Here is an 18,214-nt window from a genome sequence, read left to right on the forward strand (position 1 = left end):
GGCCGAGCGGCACCAGCTCGGTCGCCGCCCGCACCGCCGGAGGCAGGGCGAGCAGCGCCGCGGCGACCGCGTCGGGGCCGGCGGCCGGGTCGAACACCAGCCGCGGCCGGTCCGGATCGACCGCCACCGCGAGCGCGAGCCAGTCACCACCACCGCCCAGCGCCAGCCCGCCACCGACCGGGCCCAGCACCGAGCCTGCGCCGCCACTTCCCAGGGGCGCCAGGCCGCCACCGACCAGGCCCGACGTCGAGCCTGCCCCGCCACTGCCCAGCGGCAGGCCGCCACCGACCGGGCCGGGCGTCGAGCCTGCCCCGCCACGGCCCAGCGCCTGGCCGCCACCGACCGGGCCCAGCACCGAGCCTGCGCCGCCACTTCCCAGGGCCTGGCCGCCACCGACCGGGCCGGGCGTCGAGCTTGCGCCGCCACTGCCCAGCGCTCGGCCGGCACCACCCATCGGGCCAAGCGCCGGGCCGGAGCCGGCAGCGCCCACCAAAAGTCCGGGGCCCAGGGCCCAGCCGGCCGGGATCGGGCGGACCGGCACGCCCACGGGCCATTGAGGACGGGCCGGGACCAGGGACTGCCACGCCGGCGCCGGCCAGCGCGGCCCCTCCGCGACCCGCCGCCCGCCCGGCGTGTGCCGCCACCAGCCCGCGGCGGCGAACAGCGGCCCGCCCGGCGCCGCCACGACCGGGCCGGCCGGTGCGACGACCGGCAGGCCCAGCGGCCCGGCCAGGCCGGCCGCGACCTCTCCGGGCACGAGCAGCAGCACGCCCTGGGTGCCGGCGCGGACCGCGGCCCGCACCGGCTCCACCAGGTCGGCGGCGGCCGGCAGCACGTCCGGCGGCACCGACACGGAGAGCCAGCCGTCGGGAACGGCCACCCCACCGATCAGCACCTCCATGCCCGCCAACCTACCGGTCGCCACCGACAATTTCGTTCAGGCGAAGGCGACCGCCCCATCCGGCCGTCACGCTCGGGTCACCCCGGCGCGCCGAGCACGGTGCCCGCCAACGTTCGCCGGGTCAGCATCGCCCCGCGCCGCGGCGCGAACCCGCAGCCGGCGAATCCGGCCGTCGCGCTCGGGTCGCTAGCGCACGTACACCGCTGACTGCGGCGGCGTCGACATCCCGTCACCGATGAAGTACGAAGGGTGCGGCGGCTGGTTGTAGGCCGTGTTCTGCCAGGCGATCGCCACGCGGTACTGCGGGTCGTGCATCAGCGTCCACAGCCGCCGGTTCGACGTGACCGGTGACGCGTAGACGCGCAGCGCCGTGTTGTCCGTGGTCGGCCAGATCACCTCCTCGCGCCAGTCGCCGAGGATGTCGCCGGACAGCGACGGCGTCGACTTCGTGCCGTTGTTCGCATGGACACCGGACGCCGTGAGCAGGCGGGTGTCGGCGGAGGTGCCGTACTTGTCGACGTGCGTGCCGTCGAGCAGCTCGCGGACCGGGTCGCCGTCCCACCAGATCAGGAAGTTGGTGGACGACGGTTTGCGACCGATGTTCACGCCGGTGGCGGAGGTCAGGCCGCTCACCGACGACGACCAGGCCTCGGCGCCGGGGCTGCCGGCGTAGATGTCGCCCGCGACGCCGCGGCCGTTGTCGCAGGAGCAGGCGGGGTGGCTCCAGATGGTGGCGCCGGTGCGGGCGTCGGCCATGAAGTCGGCCGGGTGGGCGCCGTCCTCGGTCGGCTTGTACACCTCCAGCCCGGCCCGCGACGGGATGAAGTCGCCGACGTGCAGCGCGTCGCCGTGGCCGTAGCCGGTCCGCCAGAGCAGCGCGCCGTTGTCGTCGATGGCGGCCGAGCCGTAGATGATCTCGTCGCGGCCGTCGGCGTCGACGTCGGCGACGGACAGCTGGTGGTTGCCCTGGCCGTAGGCGCCGGTGTTGCCGGTGCCGGAGTCGTACGTCCAGCGGCGGGTGAGCGTGCCGTTGCGGAAGTCCCAGGCGGCGACGACCGCGCGGGTGTAGTAGCCGCGGGCCATGACCAGCGACGGGCGCTGGCCGTCGAGGTAGGCGGTGCCGGCCAGGAAGCGGTCGACGCGGTTGCCGTAGCTGTCACCCCACGACGACACCGTGCCGCGCGGCGGGACATAGTCCACCGTCGACATCGCCGCGCCCGTCTGGCCATTGAACATCGTCAGATACTCCGGGCCCGACAGCACGTAGCCGGACGAGTTGCGGTAGTCCGCCGAGGCGCTGCCGATGACCCGCCCGGTGCCGTCGGTGGTGCCGTCGGCGGTCTTCATAGCCACCTCGGCCCGGCCGTCGCCGTCGTAGTCGTAGACCTGGAACTGCGTGTAGTGCGCGCCGGCCCGGATGTTGCGGCCCAGGTTGATCCGCCACAGCCGCTGCCCGTTCAGTCGGTACGCGTCGACGTAGACCACGCTCGTCACGCCCGACTGCGAGTTGTCCTTCGCATCCGCTGGATCCCACTTGAGCACGATCTCGTAGACGCCGTCGCCGTCGAGGTCGCCGACCGACGCGTCGTTCGCGCTGTAGATGCTGCCCGGCGGCGAGATGGGCACGTCGAGATAGCCGTTCGTGAATCGCAGCGAGCCCGCCGACGCCGCCTGCTCGGCGCCGCCGACGACCGCGCGGACGGTGTAGGACGCGTCGGCGGCCGCCCCGGCATCGAGGTAGTTCGTCGAGTCGGTGACCGTCGCGACGCGCGTCGAGCCGCGGTAGACGTTGAAGGCCGTCGACAGCGCCTCGGTGCCCAGCAGCCGCCACGAGACCAGGTTGCCGCTGCCCGACCGCACCGAGATGAGCCCGCGGTCGAGGTCCTCGACCTGCTTGCCGGTCCCGGCGGGCGGGGGCGGGCTCGACGGCGGCACCGACGGAGAAGCAGAGGGTGATGTCGTACCGCCGGTGCAGGTCACCCCGTTCAACGCGAAATCGACGGGGATCGGGTTCGACGTGGCCCACGAGCCATTGAAGCCGAACGACACCGTGCCGTTGGTGGCGATCGCCGCGTTGTACCCGGCATCGACCGCCCTCACCGACGATCCGGACGCCGTGACCGTCGCGTTCCAGGCCTGGGAAACCGCTTGCCCGGCGGCGAAGGTCCAGGTGAGTGCCCAGCCGTTGACCGGGTCGCCCAGGTTTGTGATGTCCACGCTGGCGCCGAAGCCGCCCTGCCACTGGTTCGTGACCGTGTACGTGACCCGGCAGCCGGCCGCCGCCGCGCCCGCGCCCTGCACGGCCACCACCCCGGCGGCGACCACGGCCGCCGCCGCCGAGACGGCGATGACTGTTCTCCGCACGATTCCGCTCCTCTCCGTCAAAGCCATAGGCTGCGTCCGGAAAGTGACGGTTGACAATATGTGACGGCGTGCGGCGCCCGGGACGTGCCCGGGCGCCGCGAAACTTTCAGCGTGCGGAGGTCAGCCCTGCTGCACCAGCCGGAACGACTGCGCGCCCGTCCCGTTGCAGGTGTACTGCACGAGCTGCACGCTGTCGGCCGTCGACGCGCCCGGCACGTCCAGGCACTTGCCCGACAGCCGGCTCACGAAGTGGTAGTACCCGCCGCCTTCGGAGACGGCCTGCCACTGCTGGTTGGTGCCGCCGCCGTACGTCCACGTCTGGATCGGCGCGTTGTCGGCCGACGACACGTTGCTGACGTCGATCGCCTGCACCGGGTTGCCGCGCTGGTTGATCCGCGCGAAGCCGCCGCTGGTCGGCTGGATCTGGTACTGCTGCGCATTGGTCGCGTTGCAGGAGTACTGCTGGATCGCCGTGCCGTTGACGGTGCCGGCCGCCCGGGCGTCGACGCACTTGCCGCTGGTCTTGTTGACGATCGAGTACCAGGCGGTGGGGGAGATGGGCCCGCTGCTGGCCGGGGGTGACGACGAGGGCGGCGTCGACGTGGGCGGCGTGCTGGTGACGCCGGCCAGCCACTGCAGGCCCTGGATCAGCCAGCGGTTCTGGTTCGGGCTGTCGAATGTGGACGACGTGCGGGTGTTCGTCGAGTAGTTCATGCCGTTGTGGCCGAAGTTGGCGTACAGCATCTTGTAGTTGCGGTTCGTCCACATGATCGGGTAGTACCCGCTGTACCACGACTGGTTGGGGTCGGTGCCGACCGGGAAGCTGCTGGCGTCGACCGATGCCAGGATGTCGATGTTCGGGTTCTGGCGCAGGTCGTTGCTCCAGGAGTACCACTCGCTGACCGCGGACTGGAACGTCGCCGGCAGCCCGGCGGTCGACGGGTGGTTGCGGTTCTCGACCTTGAGCGTGACGCGGGTCGGCCCCCACGTGTTGGTCCGGAACGCGCCGGAGCCGAGGAACGTGTTGTAGTACCAGCTCCACGCGCCGGGGTTGTCGGTCCACGCGCTGACGTGGAAGCCCATCCAGGCGCCGCCGTTCTGCATGTACTGCTGGAACGCGGCCCGCTGCCCCGACGGCGGGGCGTCGTCGAGGAACATGATCACCTTGTACTGCGCGAGGCTGCCCGTGTTGAGCCGGCTCCAGTCGGTGGTGGCTTCCCAGGTGAAGCCGTTCTGCGCACCGGCCTGCGGGAACCAGTCCCGGGCCTCCTTGTCGAAGTCGATGTGCGCGGCGTCCCAGGTCCCGTTGTAGAACGCGAGCACCTTGAACGGTTCGGCGGCGAGAGCGGGCCGGATGACCAGGCCCACCCCCAGCGCCACGAGCACGGCGACCGCAGCGATCGCAAGCTTCCTGAACACAGAGGGGTCCTTCGGTAGCGGTGTGAGGGTGACGGCGGCCGCTTCCTGGCATCATCGGCCATCGATGACGGCCCCACAAGGTAAAGAACCTTAATAGTTAAATTAAGTCGCCAATTAACTCCCGGTGGCCGGGCCGACACGGGCGCGACCTCGCCCGACCAGGTCACCAAAACTGGTTGAGCCTTCCTTCCGCGCTCCCGTACGTTGCCGGTGGCCCCGTCGCCGTGAGGACAGAGGACAAACCGCGTGACCCCTCCCGCTCTGTAGACCTGACGCCTTCTTCCGCGCATCTTCAGGCCGACCCTCCCGTCGGTCCTGCCGGGCTGCCCGCGTGCGCCCGCTCATGCAGCGTTTGAGGCCGCGCGCAATCGGCCTCGGGTCAGGTCTTCAGAGAGATCATCATGTCTTCACAACCTCATACTGTGCTGCCCTGGTTCGTCCGCCGGACCAGGCTGCCGCTGCTGTCGTTGCGGTGCGTGGACTGCCGGTCGGCGTCGGCCACCACCGGCGAGGGCAGGTTCCGCGTCAACGCCAACGGCAAGCTGCTGGACGTGTGGCTGCTGGTCCGGTGCGTGTCCTGCGACCGGACGAGCAAGCTCACCGTGCACGAGCGGGCGCCGGTCAGGTCCTTCGACCCGGCCGCGCTCGACGGCTACCACGCGAACGACCCGGCGTCGGTGGCGACGACGCTGCTGGACCCGCTGCTCGCCCGGCGCAACCGGTTCACCCTGGACTGGCGGGGTGCCTGGCGGCTGGACGCCCCGCCGGCCCGGCTCGACGAGTTGTGGCCGGTCCAGGTGGACGTGGTCTTCGAGGATCCGGTGCCGGTGCGCCCGGACCGGCTCATCGCGCAGGGCCTCGGCCTCAGCAGGAACGAGGTGCTGCGCCGGATCAAGTGCGACATCTCGCTGCGTCGCCCGACGGTCGCCGGGTTCACCTTCGTCGTGACGGATTCGTGAAGTCCCGTCCGGGCCTGGGATGATCGGGTGGTGATGCACGACGGAGAGGTCCCGACCGACGCCCTGCTGGTCCGGCTGCTGCTCGCGGAGCAGTTCCCGGCCTGGGCCGACCTGCCGGTGACGCCGGTCGAGTCGGGCGGCACGGACAACGCGATCTACCGCCTCGGCGACGACCTCGCGGTCCGGCTGCCCCGCATCGGCTGGGCGACCGGGCAGATCGCGCTGGAGCGGACCTGGCTGCCGGTCCTGGCGCCGCAGCTGCCGGTGGCGGTGCCGGCACCCCTCGCGGTGGGGGTGCCGGCGTTCGGGTACCCGTACGAGTGGGCGGTCTACCGGTGGCTGCCGGGCGTGAACCCGGGCGAGGTTCCGGCGCGGGACCTGGCCGACTTCGTCGTCGCGCTGCGTGGCGTCGACGCCGTCGGCGGCCCGCCGGCCCGCGGGAGGGGTGCGCCGCTGGACGCGACCGCGGTGCCGGCGCCGATCCAGGAGCTGGCGGGGGAGTACGACGTCGCGCTGCTGACCGACGTCTGGCGGGCCGACGCCGCGGCGGCGCCGTGGGGCGGGCCGCCGACCTGGCTGCACGGCGACCTCCACGGCGGCAACGTGCTCGTCGACGGCGGCCGGCTGAGCGCGGTCATCGACTGGAGCTGCCTCGCGGTCGGGGACCCCGCGATCGACCTGCTCCCGGCCTGGTCGCTGCTGTCCGCCGCGGACCGGCCGGCGTTCCGCGAGCAGGTGGGCGCCGACGAGGCACAGTGGCGCCGGGGGCGCTGCTGGGCGCTGACGATGGCCGTGAACGCGCTGCCGTACTACCGCGACACCAACCCGTTCCTGGCCGGGCTCGGTCGCCGGATGATCGCGGAGGTGCTCGCCGACGTAGCCGGCTAGCAGAGCCGACGTCGCCGGCTAGCAGAGCCGGCGTCGCCGACCAGGAAGAGCTGGCGTCGCCGGCCACGGAGCGCCGGGCTAGGAGAACGGGCCTTTGACCTCGCCCGAGCCGCGCGGCACCAGGCGGGTCGGGACCAGGTGGGTGGTCGGCTCCCACGTCTCGCCGTCCAGGCGGCGGAACACCAGCGACGCCGCCACCCGGCCCATCGTCGACGGGTCCTGCGCGACCACCGTCACCGCCGGCTGGAGCAGGTCGGCCAGCGGGAAGTCGTCGAACCCGACGAGCGCGACGTCGTGGTGCCGCCCGCCGGCCCGCAGCGCCCGGATGACCCCGATCGTCACCAGGTTCTGCGCGCTGAACACCGCCGTCGGCGGGCGACCGGCCGCCAGCATGCCAGCCATCGCCGCCTCGGCCGCCTCGGCGGTGTGCAGGTCGTGCGCGACGTGGGCGGGCCGCAGCCCGTGCTCGCTGAGCGCGTCGCGGAAGCCCTGGAAGCGCTGCCGTGCGGTCGCGATCGAGCGCAGGTCGCCGAGGTAGGCGAGCTCCCGGTGCCCGTGGGCCACCAGGTGGTGGACGGCGGCCGCCGCCCCGGCCTCGTTGTCGGCGAGGACCGCGTCGGCGTGCACCCCGACCGGGGGTCGGTCCACGAACACGACGGGCGTCCCGGCGACCATCTCGCGGCCGAGGTACGCCTGGTTGTCGCTGGCCGGCACGATCACGAGCGCGTCGGCCTGCCGCGTGGTGAACTCGTGGACCAGCGCCCGCTCCCGCTCGGGGTCCTCGTCGACGCTCCCGGCGAAGATCATCACCCCGCGCTCCCGTGCCACGTCCGACAGCGCCCGGTGCAGTGCCGCCGAGAACGGGTTGGCGACGTCCTCGAGGACCGCCGCGATCGCCGCCGTGCGCCCGCCGGCCCGCCGCAGGCTGCTGGCCGTGATGTTCGGCCGGTATCCAAGCTGGTCGATCGCCCGCCGCACCTTCACGGCGAGGGCGGCGCTGACGCCCGCCTCCTGGTTCACGACCCGGGAGACGGTCTTCGGGCTCACCCCGGCCAGCAGCGCCACGTCGCGCAGGGTGGGGCGTGCGTCCACGGGGTGCCTCCTCGAATCGAGTCGATCTCGGGCGAGCCGCACGATACCGCGCCGTCGCCGACCCGGTCCGCGCACCCGCCGACATCCCGCAGCCGACAACGATGTCAAGATTCTTCGTTCGCCTCCGAATCGTTATAACAGATCTTGGAAGTGCCAGTATTGACAATCATGACAGAGACATTCGACAGTGTGCTGACAACGTTGTCAAGCATTGGGGAGAGCGGACATGATCCAGCAACCGGGTCGACGGGCCGCGACACTGCTCGCCGTCGCGATCGTCGCCGGCCTCACCGTCGGCGCGTGCGGCGACGATGGCCCGGGCGGCGACGACGGTGTCTCCGTCGCCCTCATCACCAAGAACTCCACGAACCCGTTCTTCGTCACCATGCAGGAGGGCGCCCGCGCCGCCGCGAGCGCCGAAGGCGTCAAGGTCACCGTCGCCGCGGGCAAGGCCGACGGCGACGAGGCCGGCCAGGTCCAGGCCATCGAGGACGCCATCGCCCGCGGTGACGACGGCATCCTCATCACACCCAACGGCCCCGGCGTGAACCCGGCGATGAAGAAGGCCCGCGACGCCGGCCTGTACGTCATCGCCCTCGACACCCCGCCCGACCCGCCGTCCACGGTGGACATCACGTTCGCGACCGACAACTTCAAGGCCGGCGAGCTCATCGGGAAGTGGACGGCCGGGCAACTGGGCGGCAAGCCCGCGACCATCGCCCTGCTCGACCTGTTCAACGACAAGATCGTGTCCGTCGACTACAACCGCGACCAGGGCTTCCTCACCGGCATGGGCATCGACGCCAAGGACAAGAAGCGCAACGGCGACGAGGCCAAGTCCGGCTCGTACGCGGGCGGCGGCACCTACACCATCGTGTGCAACGAGCCGACGAACGGCGCCGAGGACGGCGGCCGCACCGCGATGGAGCGCTGCCTGACCAAGAACCCGGCGATCAACGTCGTCTACACCATCAACGAGCCCGCGGCGGTCGGCGCGCAGCAGGCGCTGAAGGCGGCCGGCGTCCAGGGCGCGCTCGTCGTCTCCATCGACGGCGGCTGCGACGGCGTCAAGCAGGTCAAGGACGGGCTGATCAACGCCACTTCCCAGCAGTACCCCGTGAAAATGGCCGAACTGGGCGTCAAGGCCATCAAGCAGATCGCGACCGGCGGCGAGAAGCCGAAGGTCACCGACGGCCTCGACTTCTACGACACCGGGGTGGCCCTGGTGACCGACAAGGCGGTGAGCGGCGTCGAGTCCATCGACAGCACGAAGGGCGCGGAGCTCTGCTGGGGCAAGAAGTGACCGCGACCAGCGCGGCCGAGCAGTTCGCGCTGCGGCGGCACTCGCCGCTGCAGCGCGTGCAGCACCTCCTGCACGGCCACCCGGCGATCAGCCCGTTCCTCGTGCTGGTGCTGTCGGTCGTCGTGTTCACCAGCCTCAACCAGCGCTTCGCGTCGCCGAACTCGCTCTCCCTGGTACTGCAGCAGGTCGCGGTCATCGGAGCGCTCGCGGTCGGCCAGACACTCATCATCCTCACCGCCGGCATCGACCTGTCGGTCGGCGCGATCACCATCCTGGCGATGATGCTCTCGGCGAAGCTCGCCGAGGGCAACGGCATCCCGGGCGTCCTCGCGATCCTCGTCGGGATCGCCGTCGGCGTCGCGGCCGGGCTGCTCAACGGCGGGCTGGTGACCCGCATCGGGCTGCCGCCGTTCATCGTCACGCTCGGCACGCTCAGCGTCTTCACCGCCGTCGGCCTGCTGTACTCCAAGGGGCAGAGCGTCCAGCAGATCGACCTGCCGGCGATCGTCAACTGGACGGGGGAGACGTTCGCCGTCGGGCGGTTCCGCATCACGGTGGGCGTCGTGATGGTCGCCGTGCTCTACGTCGTCGTCGGGTTCGCGCTGGCCAACACGGCGTGGGGCCGGCACGTCTACGCGGTCGGCGACGACAAGGAGGCCGCACGGCTCGCCGGCATCCGGGTCGACCGCGTGTTGCTCAGCGTGTACACCATCGCGGGCGCCATCTACGGGCTCACCGCGTGGATCCTCATCGGCCGCGCGGGCGCCGCCAGCCCCAACGCCATCACGGACGCCAATCTCGAGAGCATCACGGCCGTCGTCATCGGCGGCACCAGCCTGTTCGGCGGCCGCGGCGCGGTGCTCGGCACGCTGCTCGGCGCGCTCATCGTCGGCTCGTTCCGCAGCGGGCTGTCGCTCGCGGGCGTCGACGACCAGTACCGCGTCCTCGCCGTCGGCCTGCTCGTCCTGCTGGCCGTCGCCGTGGACCAGTGGATAAGGAGGGTGAAGGCATGACGCCCGTGCTTTCGGCGCGCGGCCTGGTCAAGACCTTCGGCCGCGTGGTGGGCCTCGACGGGGTCGACATCGACCTGTACCCGGGGGAGGTGCTCGCCGTCATCGGCGACAACGGCGCCGGGAAGTCGACGCTCATCAAGTGCCTGACCGGCGCGCTCATCCCCGACGCGGGCGAGATCCTCCTCGACGGCCGGCCGGTGCACTTCCGCCGCCCGCAGGACGCCCGCGAGGCCGGCATCGAGACCGTGTACCAGACCCTGGCGGTGGCGCCCGCCCTCGACATCGCCAGCAACCTGTACCTCGGCCGGGAGCGCCGCCGCCCCGGCCCGCTCGGCTCGGTCCTGCGCATGCTGGACAAGAAGGGCATGCGCGCCGACGCCGCCCAGGCATTGACGGACCTCGGCATCGGCACGCTGCAGAACACCGCCGCCGCGGTGGAGACACTCTCCGGCGGCCAGCGCCAGGCCGTCGCCGTGGCCCGCGCGGCCGCGTTCGGCAGCAAGGTGATCGTCCTCGACGAGCCGACCGCCGCGCTGGGCGTCCGCGAGTCGAACCAGGTGCTGAGGATGATCGGCGAGGTCCGCGCCCGCGGCCTGCCGGTCATCCTCATCAGCCACAACATGCCGCACGTGTTCGAGGTCGCCGACCGCATCCACGTCCAGCGCCTGGGCCGCTGCGCCGGCGTCATCACCCCCAGCTCGCACACCATGTCGGAGGCGGTGGCCATCATGACCGGCGCCACGACGCTCCAGGACACCCCGGGCCGCTGACCCCGGCGGGCGCGGACGGCACCGTCCGCGCCCGCTCGCGGCGGCCTCGGCGAGGTCATCCGGCGCCGTACACCTCCGAGCCCCCGCTGATCGATGACACCTGCGCTCCGTCCGTGCCGCTACCTTCCTGGGAGCGGTCCCGCACCCGGGGCGCCGGAGTTCGGCTGCGGGGGCGGCGGGACGAGCGTTGCCGGGAACCTGTCGGCGACGCCCGCTCACGCGGCTGGGAACTCGGCCAGGATGGCCTCCGCGACGGCGTTGTGGGCCGCCGCGCCGGCCGCCCGGGGCTCCAGGCGGTTCGTGAGGTAGGCGACCACGAGGCGGCGGGCCGGGTCGGCCCACGCCACGCACACGTTGCTGCCGTTGTGGCCGAACGCCTGCGGGCTGCTCGTGCGGCCCATCGGCCGCGGCCGGTCCGGGTCCAGGCCCGGCCCGCCCAGCTGGAACCCCTGCGACCAGCGGATCGGCAGCCGGATGAAGGCGTCGACGGTACCGTCGCTGGTCGGCGTCGTCGCCGCGGCCAGGGACTGCGCGGACAGCAGCGGGGCGCCGCCGTCCAGCAGGGCCTGGTACAGCACCGCCAGGTCGCGGGCCGTCGTCGAGATGCCCGCGGCCGGGATCACCGCCTGGCGGGTCTCCCGGCGGTTCACGAACGCCTGCGTCGCCCGGGCGGCGGGGCCGCGGGCGCCCAGCGGGACCTGACGGGAGAGCGCGGCGTCGGGCACGCCCAGGTACGTGTCCCGCAGGCCCAGCGGCGCCAGGATCTCCTCGGTCATGAGCTCCCGGATCGGCGTTCCCGTGATCCGGCGCAGCGGCTCGCCGAGCAGGAAACCGTAGGTGAGGTACTGGTACGCGGGTCCGCCGCCGGCGGGAAACCGCGGCCGGGCCCGTTCCACGGCCCGGACCGAGCGTTCCCAGTCCGCCATCGTCAGCGCATCGGCGACCGGACCGCGGGCCACCGGCAGCCCGGAGCGGTGCTGGAGCACGTGCCGGACGGTGATGGCCTCCTTGCCGTGCGCCCCGAATGCCGGCCAGTGCCGCGCGAGCGGGTCGTCGAGGGCGAGCGCCCCGCGCTCCGCGAGCCGGTGCACGAGCAGCGCCGTGAACGGCTTGCTTGTCGAGAACACCCAGAAGAGGTCGTCGGCCGCGCACCCGTGGGCGACGTCGGCGACGACCTGCCCGTCGTGGACGACGACGAGCTGGGCGGCCCCGCCCCGCTCCCGCACCAGCCGCAGGGCCCGGTCGAGCGCCGGGCCGCCGGACTTCGCAGACCAGTCGAGCACGGGGTCAGCCGGTTGTGGCCAAATGGCGGTACAGATCCCGCAGCACGCCGATCTCGCCGCCGTGGTGCATCGTTTCGCGGTTGATGTGCAGGATCAGCGCCGCCATCGGCTCGTCCGAGAAATAGGCGCCCTTCGGTCCTAGCGGGGTCCGCACCGCGATCTCGTCGAGGGCACTGATGTGGCCGCGCCATTGCCGGTACGCGTCCTCGAGGAACTCGACGCCACCGGCCGCCGTGGCGGGCAGATCCGGCGGCTCGTGGCGGGGGTCGAACATGTCGGCGTCGTCAGGGACCGAACCATCGCCGAAGAACGCACTGGAGCGGATGGCGAAACAGCCGACGGCGATGTGCATCATGCGCCATGCGATCGTCGTGACCGGCGGCGGATCCGCCTGCGTGGCCGGGCCGTCGGCGCGGAATCGGCCGTCCGCGCCGGCCCGCACGCCCCAGCCGCCGGGGACCGGCTCCCAGTGGTATTCCTCGTCGGTCAGCCCTTTCAGCCGCGGGAGCAGGTGCATGTCCCAGTAGAACTCCAGCTGCCCGACGAGCAGCCGTCCCCAGTCCAGCTCTGTGGTCGCCATGGATGGAGAGTATGCCCCAGCATGACCTGGTAATTGAACCGACACGATCGGTGAAGGGAGATTCCAAAATTGTATCTGGCGGAAAATCGGGGGACTGAGCGATACTGTTTCGCGGAACCACAAGTCGCGGGGAGGATCGTCCACCATGGCCAAGCGGGTCATTCAAGAACTGATCGACGACCTGGACGGCAAGCCCGCCGATGAGAGCGTTGCGTTCGGTCTCGACGGCGTGCAGTATGCGATCGACCTGTCGAAGAAGAACGCCGAGAAACTGCGCGCGGCGCTGAAGCCCTACATTTCCGCCGGCACCAAGCTGGGCCGCAGCAGCCTCCCGTCCCGCACGGCGTCCGCCCGGGCCCGCGGCACCAGCCGGGGCGACCGGGACCAGAATCGCGCCATCCGCGAGTGGGCGCAGGGCGCCGGTTTCCAGGTTTCCGACCGGGGCCGGATCAAGCAGGAGATCGTCGACCAGTACCACGCCGCCAACAGCCGCTGAACGCACAAAAAGGCCCGCCGGTTGCATGCCGGCGGGCCTTTTTCAGTGCGCCGCGGCGCCCGCCAGCTCACCCTCCGGGACCTCCAGCGCCGCCAGACGGCTCGGCCGGACCACGGTGAACAGCACGACCGTCGCCGTGAGCATGCCGCCGGCCACCACGACGCCCATCGCGACGGCCCCGGTACCGAGGACGCCGACCAGCGGCGCCGCCGCCGCGCCCACGCCGAACTGGACCGCGCCGAGCAGCGCGGCCGCCGTACCGGCCGCCTCGCCGTGCCGGGACATCGCGAGGGCCGGCGCGTTCGGCAGGGCCAGGCCCGCCGACGCGAGGACCATCCACAGCGCCGCCAGGACCGCCGGCAGGCCGCCGAGGCCGGTCGCCGCCAACCCGACCAGGGCCAGCCCAGCGAGCGAGCCGGCCAGCAGCGCCGAGACGAGGATCCGCTGCGGGCTGTACCGACGCAGCAGCCGCACGTTGACCTGCGTCGCCGTGATCAGGCCGACCGCGCCGGCGCCGAACGCCAGGCCGAACTCCTGCTCGCTCAGGCCGTACTGGTCCTGGAACACGAACGACGAGCCCGACACGTACGCGAACAGCGCCGCCATCGCCAGGCCCGCGACCAGCACCAGCCCGACGAACGTGCGGTCCCGCAGGAGGCCGCCGTAGACCCGCAGCGTCCCGCCCGAGCGGCGCCGCTCCGGCGGCAGCGTCTCGCGCAGGGCTGTGGCGGCGACCGCGGTCAGCAGTACACCTGAGATCGCCAGGGCGACGAAGACACCCCGCCAGTCCGTCCAGCGGAGCACGGCACTGCCCAGCGTCGGCGCGAGGATCGGCGCCGCGCCCATGACCAGCATCAACCGCGAGAACAGGCTCGCGAACGCCGCCCCGCTGAACAGGTCGCGGACCACGGCCATCGCCACCACGGACGACGCCGCCACGCCGAGGCCCTGCAGCACCCGCAGCCCGCCGAGCGTCACCACGTCCGGCGCCCACACGCAGGCGACCGACGCCACGACGTGCAGGATCAGGCCGGCGATGAGCGGCCGGCGGCGGCCCACGGCGTCGGAGAGCGGCCCGATCACGAGCTGCCCGAGCGCCAGGCCGAGCAGCGTGCCGGTCAGCGTCAGCTGCACCGCGGCCGGCGTGGTCGACAGGCTGCCGGTGATGCTGGGCAGCGCCGGGAGGTACATGTCGATGGTCAGCGGGCCGATCGCGATGAGCGAGCCGAGGACCAGCACGAGCCGGACGCGCTGGGCGCGGGTCATGCGGTCGCCCGGCATGGATGCCTGGGTCACGTGTGACAGGCAAGGCGATCACCGGAGAGCGTATTCCCGGACGTGCCGGACGTCACAGGCCCCGCCCGCCCGCTGGTCCGCCCGGGGGGCGGCGTCACAGGTGCTGGTACGCCGAGGCCTGCAGCGCGTACAGCGTCGCGTAGAGCCCGCCCGCCGCCATGAGCGACGCGTGGTCGCCCTCCTCGACGATCGCGCCGTGGTCCAGCACGTAGATCCGGTCCGCCTCACGCACGCTGGCCATCCGGTGGGTGATGAGCACGACGGTCCGCCCGGCGGCGAGCTCCCGCAGCCGGCGGTACACGGTGTGCTCGGCACGCGCGTCGAGGTTCGCGGTCGGCTCGTCACAGATGAGCAGCGGCGCGTCGCGGAAGAACGCCCGCGCGATGGCCAGCCGCTGCCACTGACCGCCGGAGAGCTCGGCGCCGTCCGCGAAATGCCGGGAGAGAAGGGTCCGGTACCCCTTGGGCAGTTCGACGATGAACCCGTGCGCGTCGCCGCGCTCCGCCGCGGCCTCGACCTCCGCCTGGGACGCGGTCCGGTCGTGCCGGCCGGTCGTGATGTTCGCGGCGGCGGACAGCGGCCAGTTCGTCGGGTCCTGCATGACGACCGCGACCCGGTCGCGGACGGTGTCGGGATCGAAGTCGGACAGGTCGGCCTCGTCCCACCGGATCGTTCCCGCGTCCGGCCGGTACAGCGCGGCGAGCAGCTTCGCGAGCGTCGTCTTGCCGGAACCGTTCTCGCCGACGAGGGCGATCGTCTCCCCGCTGCGGACCGTCAGCGAGACGTCCCGGACCGCGGGCCGCTCCGCGCCCGGATAGCTGAACGTGACCCCGGAAAGGGCCAGCACCCGGAACCGTTCCGGCGCCGCGACGCCGGTCAGCGGCTCGGCCCGGGAAACCGCGAGCGCGCAGAAGCTCTCGTAGTCGCCGAAGTACAGCCCCTGCTCGTACATGTGGTTGATCGCGAACGCGACCTCCGTGAGCGCGTTGATCCCGGTGCTGATCGCGTACGCGGCGGCCCCGCCGACGGCGATGTCCATCCGGCCGGTGAGCAGCAGCCCGACCAGCGCGGCGTACGCGGCGCCGGTCGCCACCGCGCCGAGCGCGTGCCCGGCCAGGTTCGTGCGCACCTGCGCGGCCGACACGCGCATCTGCTCCCCCGTCGCCGCGTCGGTGAGCCGCCGCACCTCCTCCAGGAGGTACCGCTGGAGCGTGAACGCCCGCAGCTCGGCCGCCTGGTCCCGCTCGGCGAGCAGGTCCGACAGCATCCACTTGCGCCGCATCACGGTGATGAGGCGCAGCTGCTGCCGGTACCCGAGCCGTGCCGAGCGCACCGCCGCCCAGAAGTTCGGCACGACGGCCAGCACGAGCAGCGGCAGCAGGAGCGGATGCAGTACCGCCAGCACGCCGGCCGCCGCCGCCAGCGACACGACGCTCGTGCCGAGCTCGATCGCGTGGTCGACGACCCGCTGCGCCGCGTCGATCCCGCGGTCCCGGGCCCGCTGCATGCGGTCGCGCCACGAGGCGTCGTCGAACGTGGCCAGGTCCACGCGGGTGGTGAGCTCCAGGAGCCGCAGCTCGGCGGCCTGGCTGACCTGCGGCGACAGCCGGCCCTGGGCCGCCGTGGCGGCGGACGCGAGCAGCGTCCGGGCCGCACCCGCCCCGATCATGATCAGCAGCGACGGTACCGCGGCCCGGACCCGGTCCGGCGTCGGACCGGCCTGCAGCAGCCCGTCCAGCACGCCCACGACGTTGACCAGCCCGACGCCGGCGGCGATCCCGGCGCCGATCTGGAAACAGACCACGGCGAGCGTGTCCCGGCGGCTGGTGGACCAGGCCAGCCGCCACGCCTTCGCGAGGAGCCCGGGCAGCCGCCGGGCCATGTGCAGGAACGAGGCGGCGGCCGCCTCGGTGGTGGCGGTCAGCCAGTACGGCACGGCCAGCTCGTCGTCGATCGCCATACATCTATTGTCAAAGCCCGCCGCCACCCGCCGGCCGCCGATTCCGGCAACGCTTCGCCTTCGGACCGCGGTTCCGTCTGTATCGCTCACTTTTCTCTCGGGCGCTGCTTTCTCTCGGGCGCTGCGCTGACGGGGGTTTTTGTCGTACCCGGGGTCTAGGTTCGTGGCATGGGGATCGAGCCGGTCGACTGGGACGCCCGCTTCGCCGCGGCCCAGGCGGCGGCCAGCCGGCGGCGCGCCCATCGCAAGGCGGTGCGCGCGGAGTTCGCCGGCGCCCGCCGCCACGGCCTCTGGTCGAGGCAGGCGGAGCGCCTGATCCGAGCCGACCAGCACGACCGCGAGGCCGAGATCCTGTCGGCCTGGCACGACGCGGACGCCCGCGCCGCCAAGCGCACCGCCGCAGCACAACCGGACCCGACCGGCCCGGCACGGCCCGCGCCGTCCTCACGGCCCGCGCCGTCCTCACGGGCGGCGCAGACGGCACAGGCGGCACCGGTCTCATGCGAGGCACCAGCGGCAGGGGCGGCGCCGGCGGCACCGGTCTCACGGGCAGCGCCGGTCTCACGGGCGGCGTCGGCTGCACGGGCGGCGTCCGCGGCAGGGGCGGCACCAGTGTCACGGGGGGCGCCGGCGGCACGGGAGACGGTCTCACCAGAGGCACCGGCGGCAGGGGCGGCGCCGGCGGCACCGGTTGCTTCCGCAGTGCTCCCCGCAGTGCTCCCCGCAGTGCGGGCCGAGGCGGCGCCAGCGGGACCCGCGGCGGAGCGTGCCGAGGCCGCGATCGCCGGGGAGCCAACGATCCAGGCCGCGGTTGTCGGCGAGCCCGTGGCGACGGCTGCGACCGTGCGGGAGCCGGCACCGGCGTGTCCGCCGCAGTCCGTGGCAGGACCGATGAGTTCGCGTCCATCCGAGCGTTGTAGGGCACATGACGAACCAACACGAGCTCCTGCTCCGCGCCAACGGCGTCACCCTGTGCGCCGAGACGTTCGGCGACCCGGCCGACCCGGCGGTCCTCCTCGTCCACGGCGCGTCGGCCTCGATGCTGTGGTGGGAGGAGGACCTGTGCGAGCGCATCGCGGCTGGTGGCCGGCGCGTGATCCGCTTCGACAACCGGGACACGGGCCGCTCGGTGGCCTTTCCGCCGGGCCGCCCCGGGTATGCGCTGCGCGACCTGGCCGACGACGCCGTGGCGATCCTCGACGCCCTCGGGATCGCCCGCGCCCACCTGGTCGGCCGTTCGATGGCCGGCGCGATCGTCGCGCTGGCGGCGTGGTCCCACCCGGACCGTGTGGCGTCCCTGACGTTGGTCTCGACCACGCCCGGGGACGCTGACCTGCCGGGGATGGAGGAGGCGTTCCTGTCGTACGTCAGCCGCCCGGGCCCGGATCCGTCGAACCCGGGAGCGGTGGTGGACTACGTCGTCGGCCTGATCGGCGCGTACGCGGGCGGCCACTTCGACAAGCCGGCCACCCGCGCCCGGGCCGAACGCGACGTCGCCCGCACGGCGGACATCGCCTCCTGCCTGACCAACCACTTCCTGCTGGACCTGTCCATGCCCGAGGGGTTCACGCTGCGCGACCTGACCTGCCCGGCCCTGGTGGTTCACGGCGACCGCGACCCGGTCTTCCCGCTCCCGCACGCCGAGGCCATGCGAGCGGCCCTCCCGTCCGCCGACCTGCTCGTCCTGGAGGACACCGGCCACGAATTGCCCCGCCGAACCTGGGACACCTTCGTCCCGGACCTGCTGGCCCACACGGCCCGCGCCGAGCAGCATCGAGGCCCGCGCCAAGCCTGAGCAGGCAGCGGCGAGCGTGGGGCGGCGGCCAGGCCGAGCCGGTCCTGGTCGCCCCCGTGCCCCGCGCTTGTTCGCGCCTTGCGCTTGTCCCCGTG

14 protein-coding genes and 1 pseudogene are annotated in these 18,214 nt (G+C 72.7%); 7 read left to right on the forward strand and 8 right to left on the reverse strand.

The features are described from left to right. The 3 genes and pseudogenes from ABZS66_RS28245 to ABZS66_RS28255 form a co-directional block, all read right to left on the reverse strand. Positions 1-901 (reverse strand): annotated as a pseudogene (locus ABZS66_RS28245) (hypothetical protein); the annotation flags it as partial. Between the two features lie 186 nt (positions 902-1,087). After that, positions 1,088-3,292 (reverse strand): cellulose binding domain-containing protein, encoded by a 2,205-nt coding sequence (locus tag ABZS66_RS28250; RefSeq protein WP_354762759.1) that lies wholly within the window; start codon positions 3,290-3,292, stop codon positions 1,088-1,090. Positions 3,293-3,385: 93 nt separating this feature from the next. Beyond that, a complete protein-coding gene (locus ABZS66_RS28255) occupies positions 3,386-4,684 on the reverse strand; it encodes a ThuA domain-containing protein (protein WP_354762761.1) in 1,299 nt (432 codons plus the stop codon). Positions 4,685-5,106: 422 nt separating this feature from the next. Between ABZS66_RS28255 and ABZS66_RS28260 the strand changes: the two genes are divergently transcribed. Both ABZS66_RS28260 and ABZS66_RS28265 read left to right on the forward strand, forming a co-directional pair. Then, positions 5,107-5,643, forward strand: a complete 537-nt coding sequence (locus ABZS66_RS28260; protein WP_354762763.1) for a DUF1062 domain-containing protein — start codon at positions 5,107-5,109, stop codon at positions 5,641-5,643. 33 nt (positions 5,644-5,676) lie between these two features. After that, positions 5,677-6,531 carry an aminoglycoside phosphotransferase family protein gene (locus ABZS66_RS28265; protein ID WP_354762840.1) on the forward strand — a complete coding sequence of 285 codons (855 nt, stop codon included), beginning with the start codon at positions 5,677-5,679 and terminating at the stop codon, positions 6,529-6,531. 78 nt (positions 6,532-6,609) lie between these two features. On the opposite strand, the gene ABZS66_RS28270 is transcribed toward ABZS66_RS28265, so the two are convergent. Beyond that, on the reverse strand, positions 6,610-7,623 hold the full coding sequence (locus ABZS66_RS28270; protein ID WP_354762765.1) for a LacI family DNA-binding transcriptional regulator: 1,014 nt from the start codon (positions 7,621-7,623) through the stop codon (positions 6,610-6,612). Between the two features lie 226 nt (positions 7,624-7,849). Between ABZS66_RS28270 and ABZS66_RS28275 the strand changes: the two genes are divergently transcribed. Genes ABZS66_RS28275 through ABZS66_RS28285 form a run of 3 tightly spaced genes read left to right on the forward strand, consistent with a single transcriptional unit; the run spans position 7,850 to position 10,709 of the window. Then, positions 7,850-8,926: a substrate-binding domain-containing protein gene (locus tag ABZS66_RS28275; RefSeq protein ID WP_354762767.1), complete on the forward strand. Its 1,077-nt coding sequence runs from the start codon at positions 7,850-7,852 to the stop codon at positions 8,924-8,926. After that, positions 8,923-9,939: an ABC transporter permease gene (locus ABZS66_RS28280; RefSeq protein WP_354762769.1), complete on the forward strand. Its 1,017-nt coding sequence runs from the start codon at positions 8,923-8,925 to the stop codon at positions 9,937-9,939. The genes ABZS66_RS28275 and ABZS66_RS28280 overlap by 4 nt, the downstream gene beginning before the upstream one ends. Next, the gene (locus tag ABZS66_RS28285; protein ID WP_354762771.1) at positions 9,936-10,709 is read left to right on the forward strand and encodes an ATP-binding cassette domain-containing protein; all 774 of its coding nucleotides are present in this window, start codon (positions 9,936-9,938) and stop codon (positions 10,707-10,709) included. Before ABZS66_RS28280 ends, ABZS66_RS28285 begins: the two co-directional genes overlap by 4 nt. A 215-nt stretch (positions 10,710-10,924) precedes the next feature. Here the strand turns inward: ABZS66_RS28285 and ABZS66_RS28290 are convergent, their stop codons facing one another. Both ABZS66_RS28290 and ABZS66_RS28295 read right to left on the reverse strand, forming a co-directional pair. After that, positions 10,925-11,992, reverse strand: coding sequence for a serine hydrolase domain-containing protein (locus tag ABZS66_RS28290; protein WP_354762773.1), 1,068 nt, complete (start codon positions 11,990-11,992; stop codon positions 10,925-10,927). 4 nt (positions 11,993-11,996) lie between these two features. Beyond that, a complete protein-coding gene (locus ABZS66_RS28295) occupies positions 11,997-12,572 on the reverse strand; it encodes a DinB family protein (protein WP_354762775.1) in 576 nt (191 codons plus the stop codon). 145 nt (positions 12,573-12,717) lie between these two features. On the opposite strand from ABZS66_RS28295, the gene ABZS66_RS28300 reads away from it, so the two are divergent. Continuing rightward, on the forward strand, positions 12,718-13,068 hold the full coding sequence (locus tag ABZS66_RS28300) for an Lsr2 family protein (protein WP_354762777.1): 351 nt from the start codon (positions 12,718-12,720) through the stop codon (positions 13,066-13,068). A gap of 42 nt (positions 13,069-13,110) precedes the next feature. Here the strand turns inward: ABZS66_RS28300 and ABZS66_RS28305 are convergent, their stop codons facing one another. Together ABZS66_RS28305 and ABZS66_RS28310 are read right to left on the reverse strand one after the other, a co-directional pair. After that, positions 13,111-14,334, reverse strand: a complete 1,224-nt coding sequence (locus tag ABZS66_RS28305; RefSeq protein WP_354762842.1) for a multidrug effflux MFS transporter — start codon at positions 14,332-14,334, stop codon at positions 13,111-13,113. Between the two features lie 124 nt (positions 14,335-14,458). Next, on the reverse strand, positions 14,459-16,324 hold the full coding sequence (locus ABZS66_RS28310) for an ATP-binding cassette domain-containing protein (RefSeq protein WP_354762779.1): 1,866 nt from the start codon (positions 16,322-16,324) through the stop codon (positions 14,459-14,461). A 925-nt stretch (positions 16,325-17,249) separates the two neighbouring features. Here ABZS66_RS28310 and ABZS66_RS28315 point away from each other — a divergent pair. Beyond that, positions 17,250-18,119 (forward strand): alpha/beta hydrolase, encoded by an 870-nt coding sequence (locus ABZS66_RS28315; protein ID WP_354762781.1) that lies wholly within the window; start codon positions 17,250-17,252, stop codon positions 18,117-18,119. The last annotated feature ends 95 nt before the right edge of the window (positions 18,120-18,214 follow it).

Origin of the sequence: Dactylosporangium sp. NPDC005572 (assembly GCF_040605515.1) — a bacterium.
In the GTDB taxonomy this organism is placed as follows: Bacteria; Actinomycetota; Actinomycetes; order Mycobacteriales; family Micromonosporaceae; genus Dactylosporangium.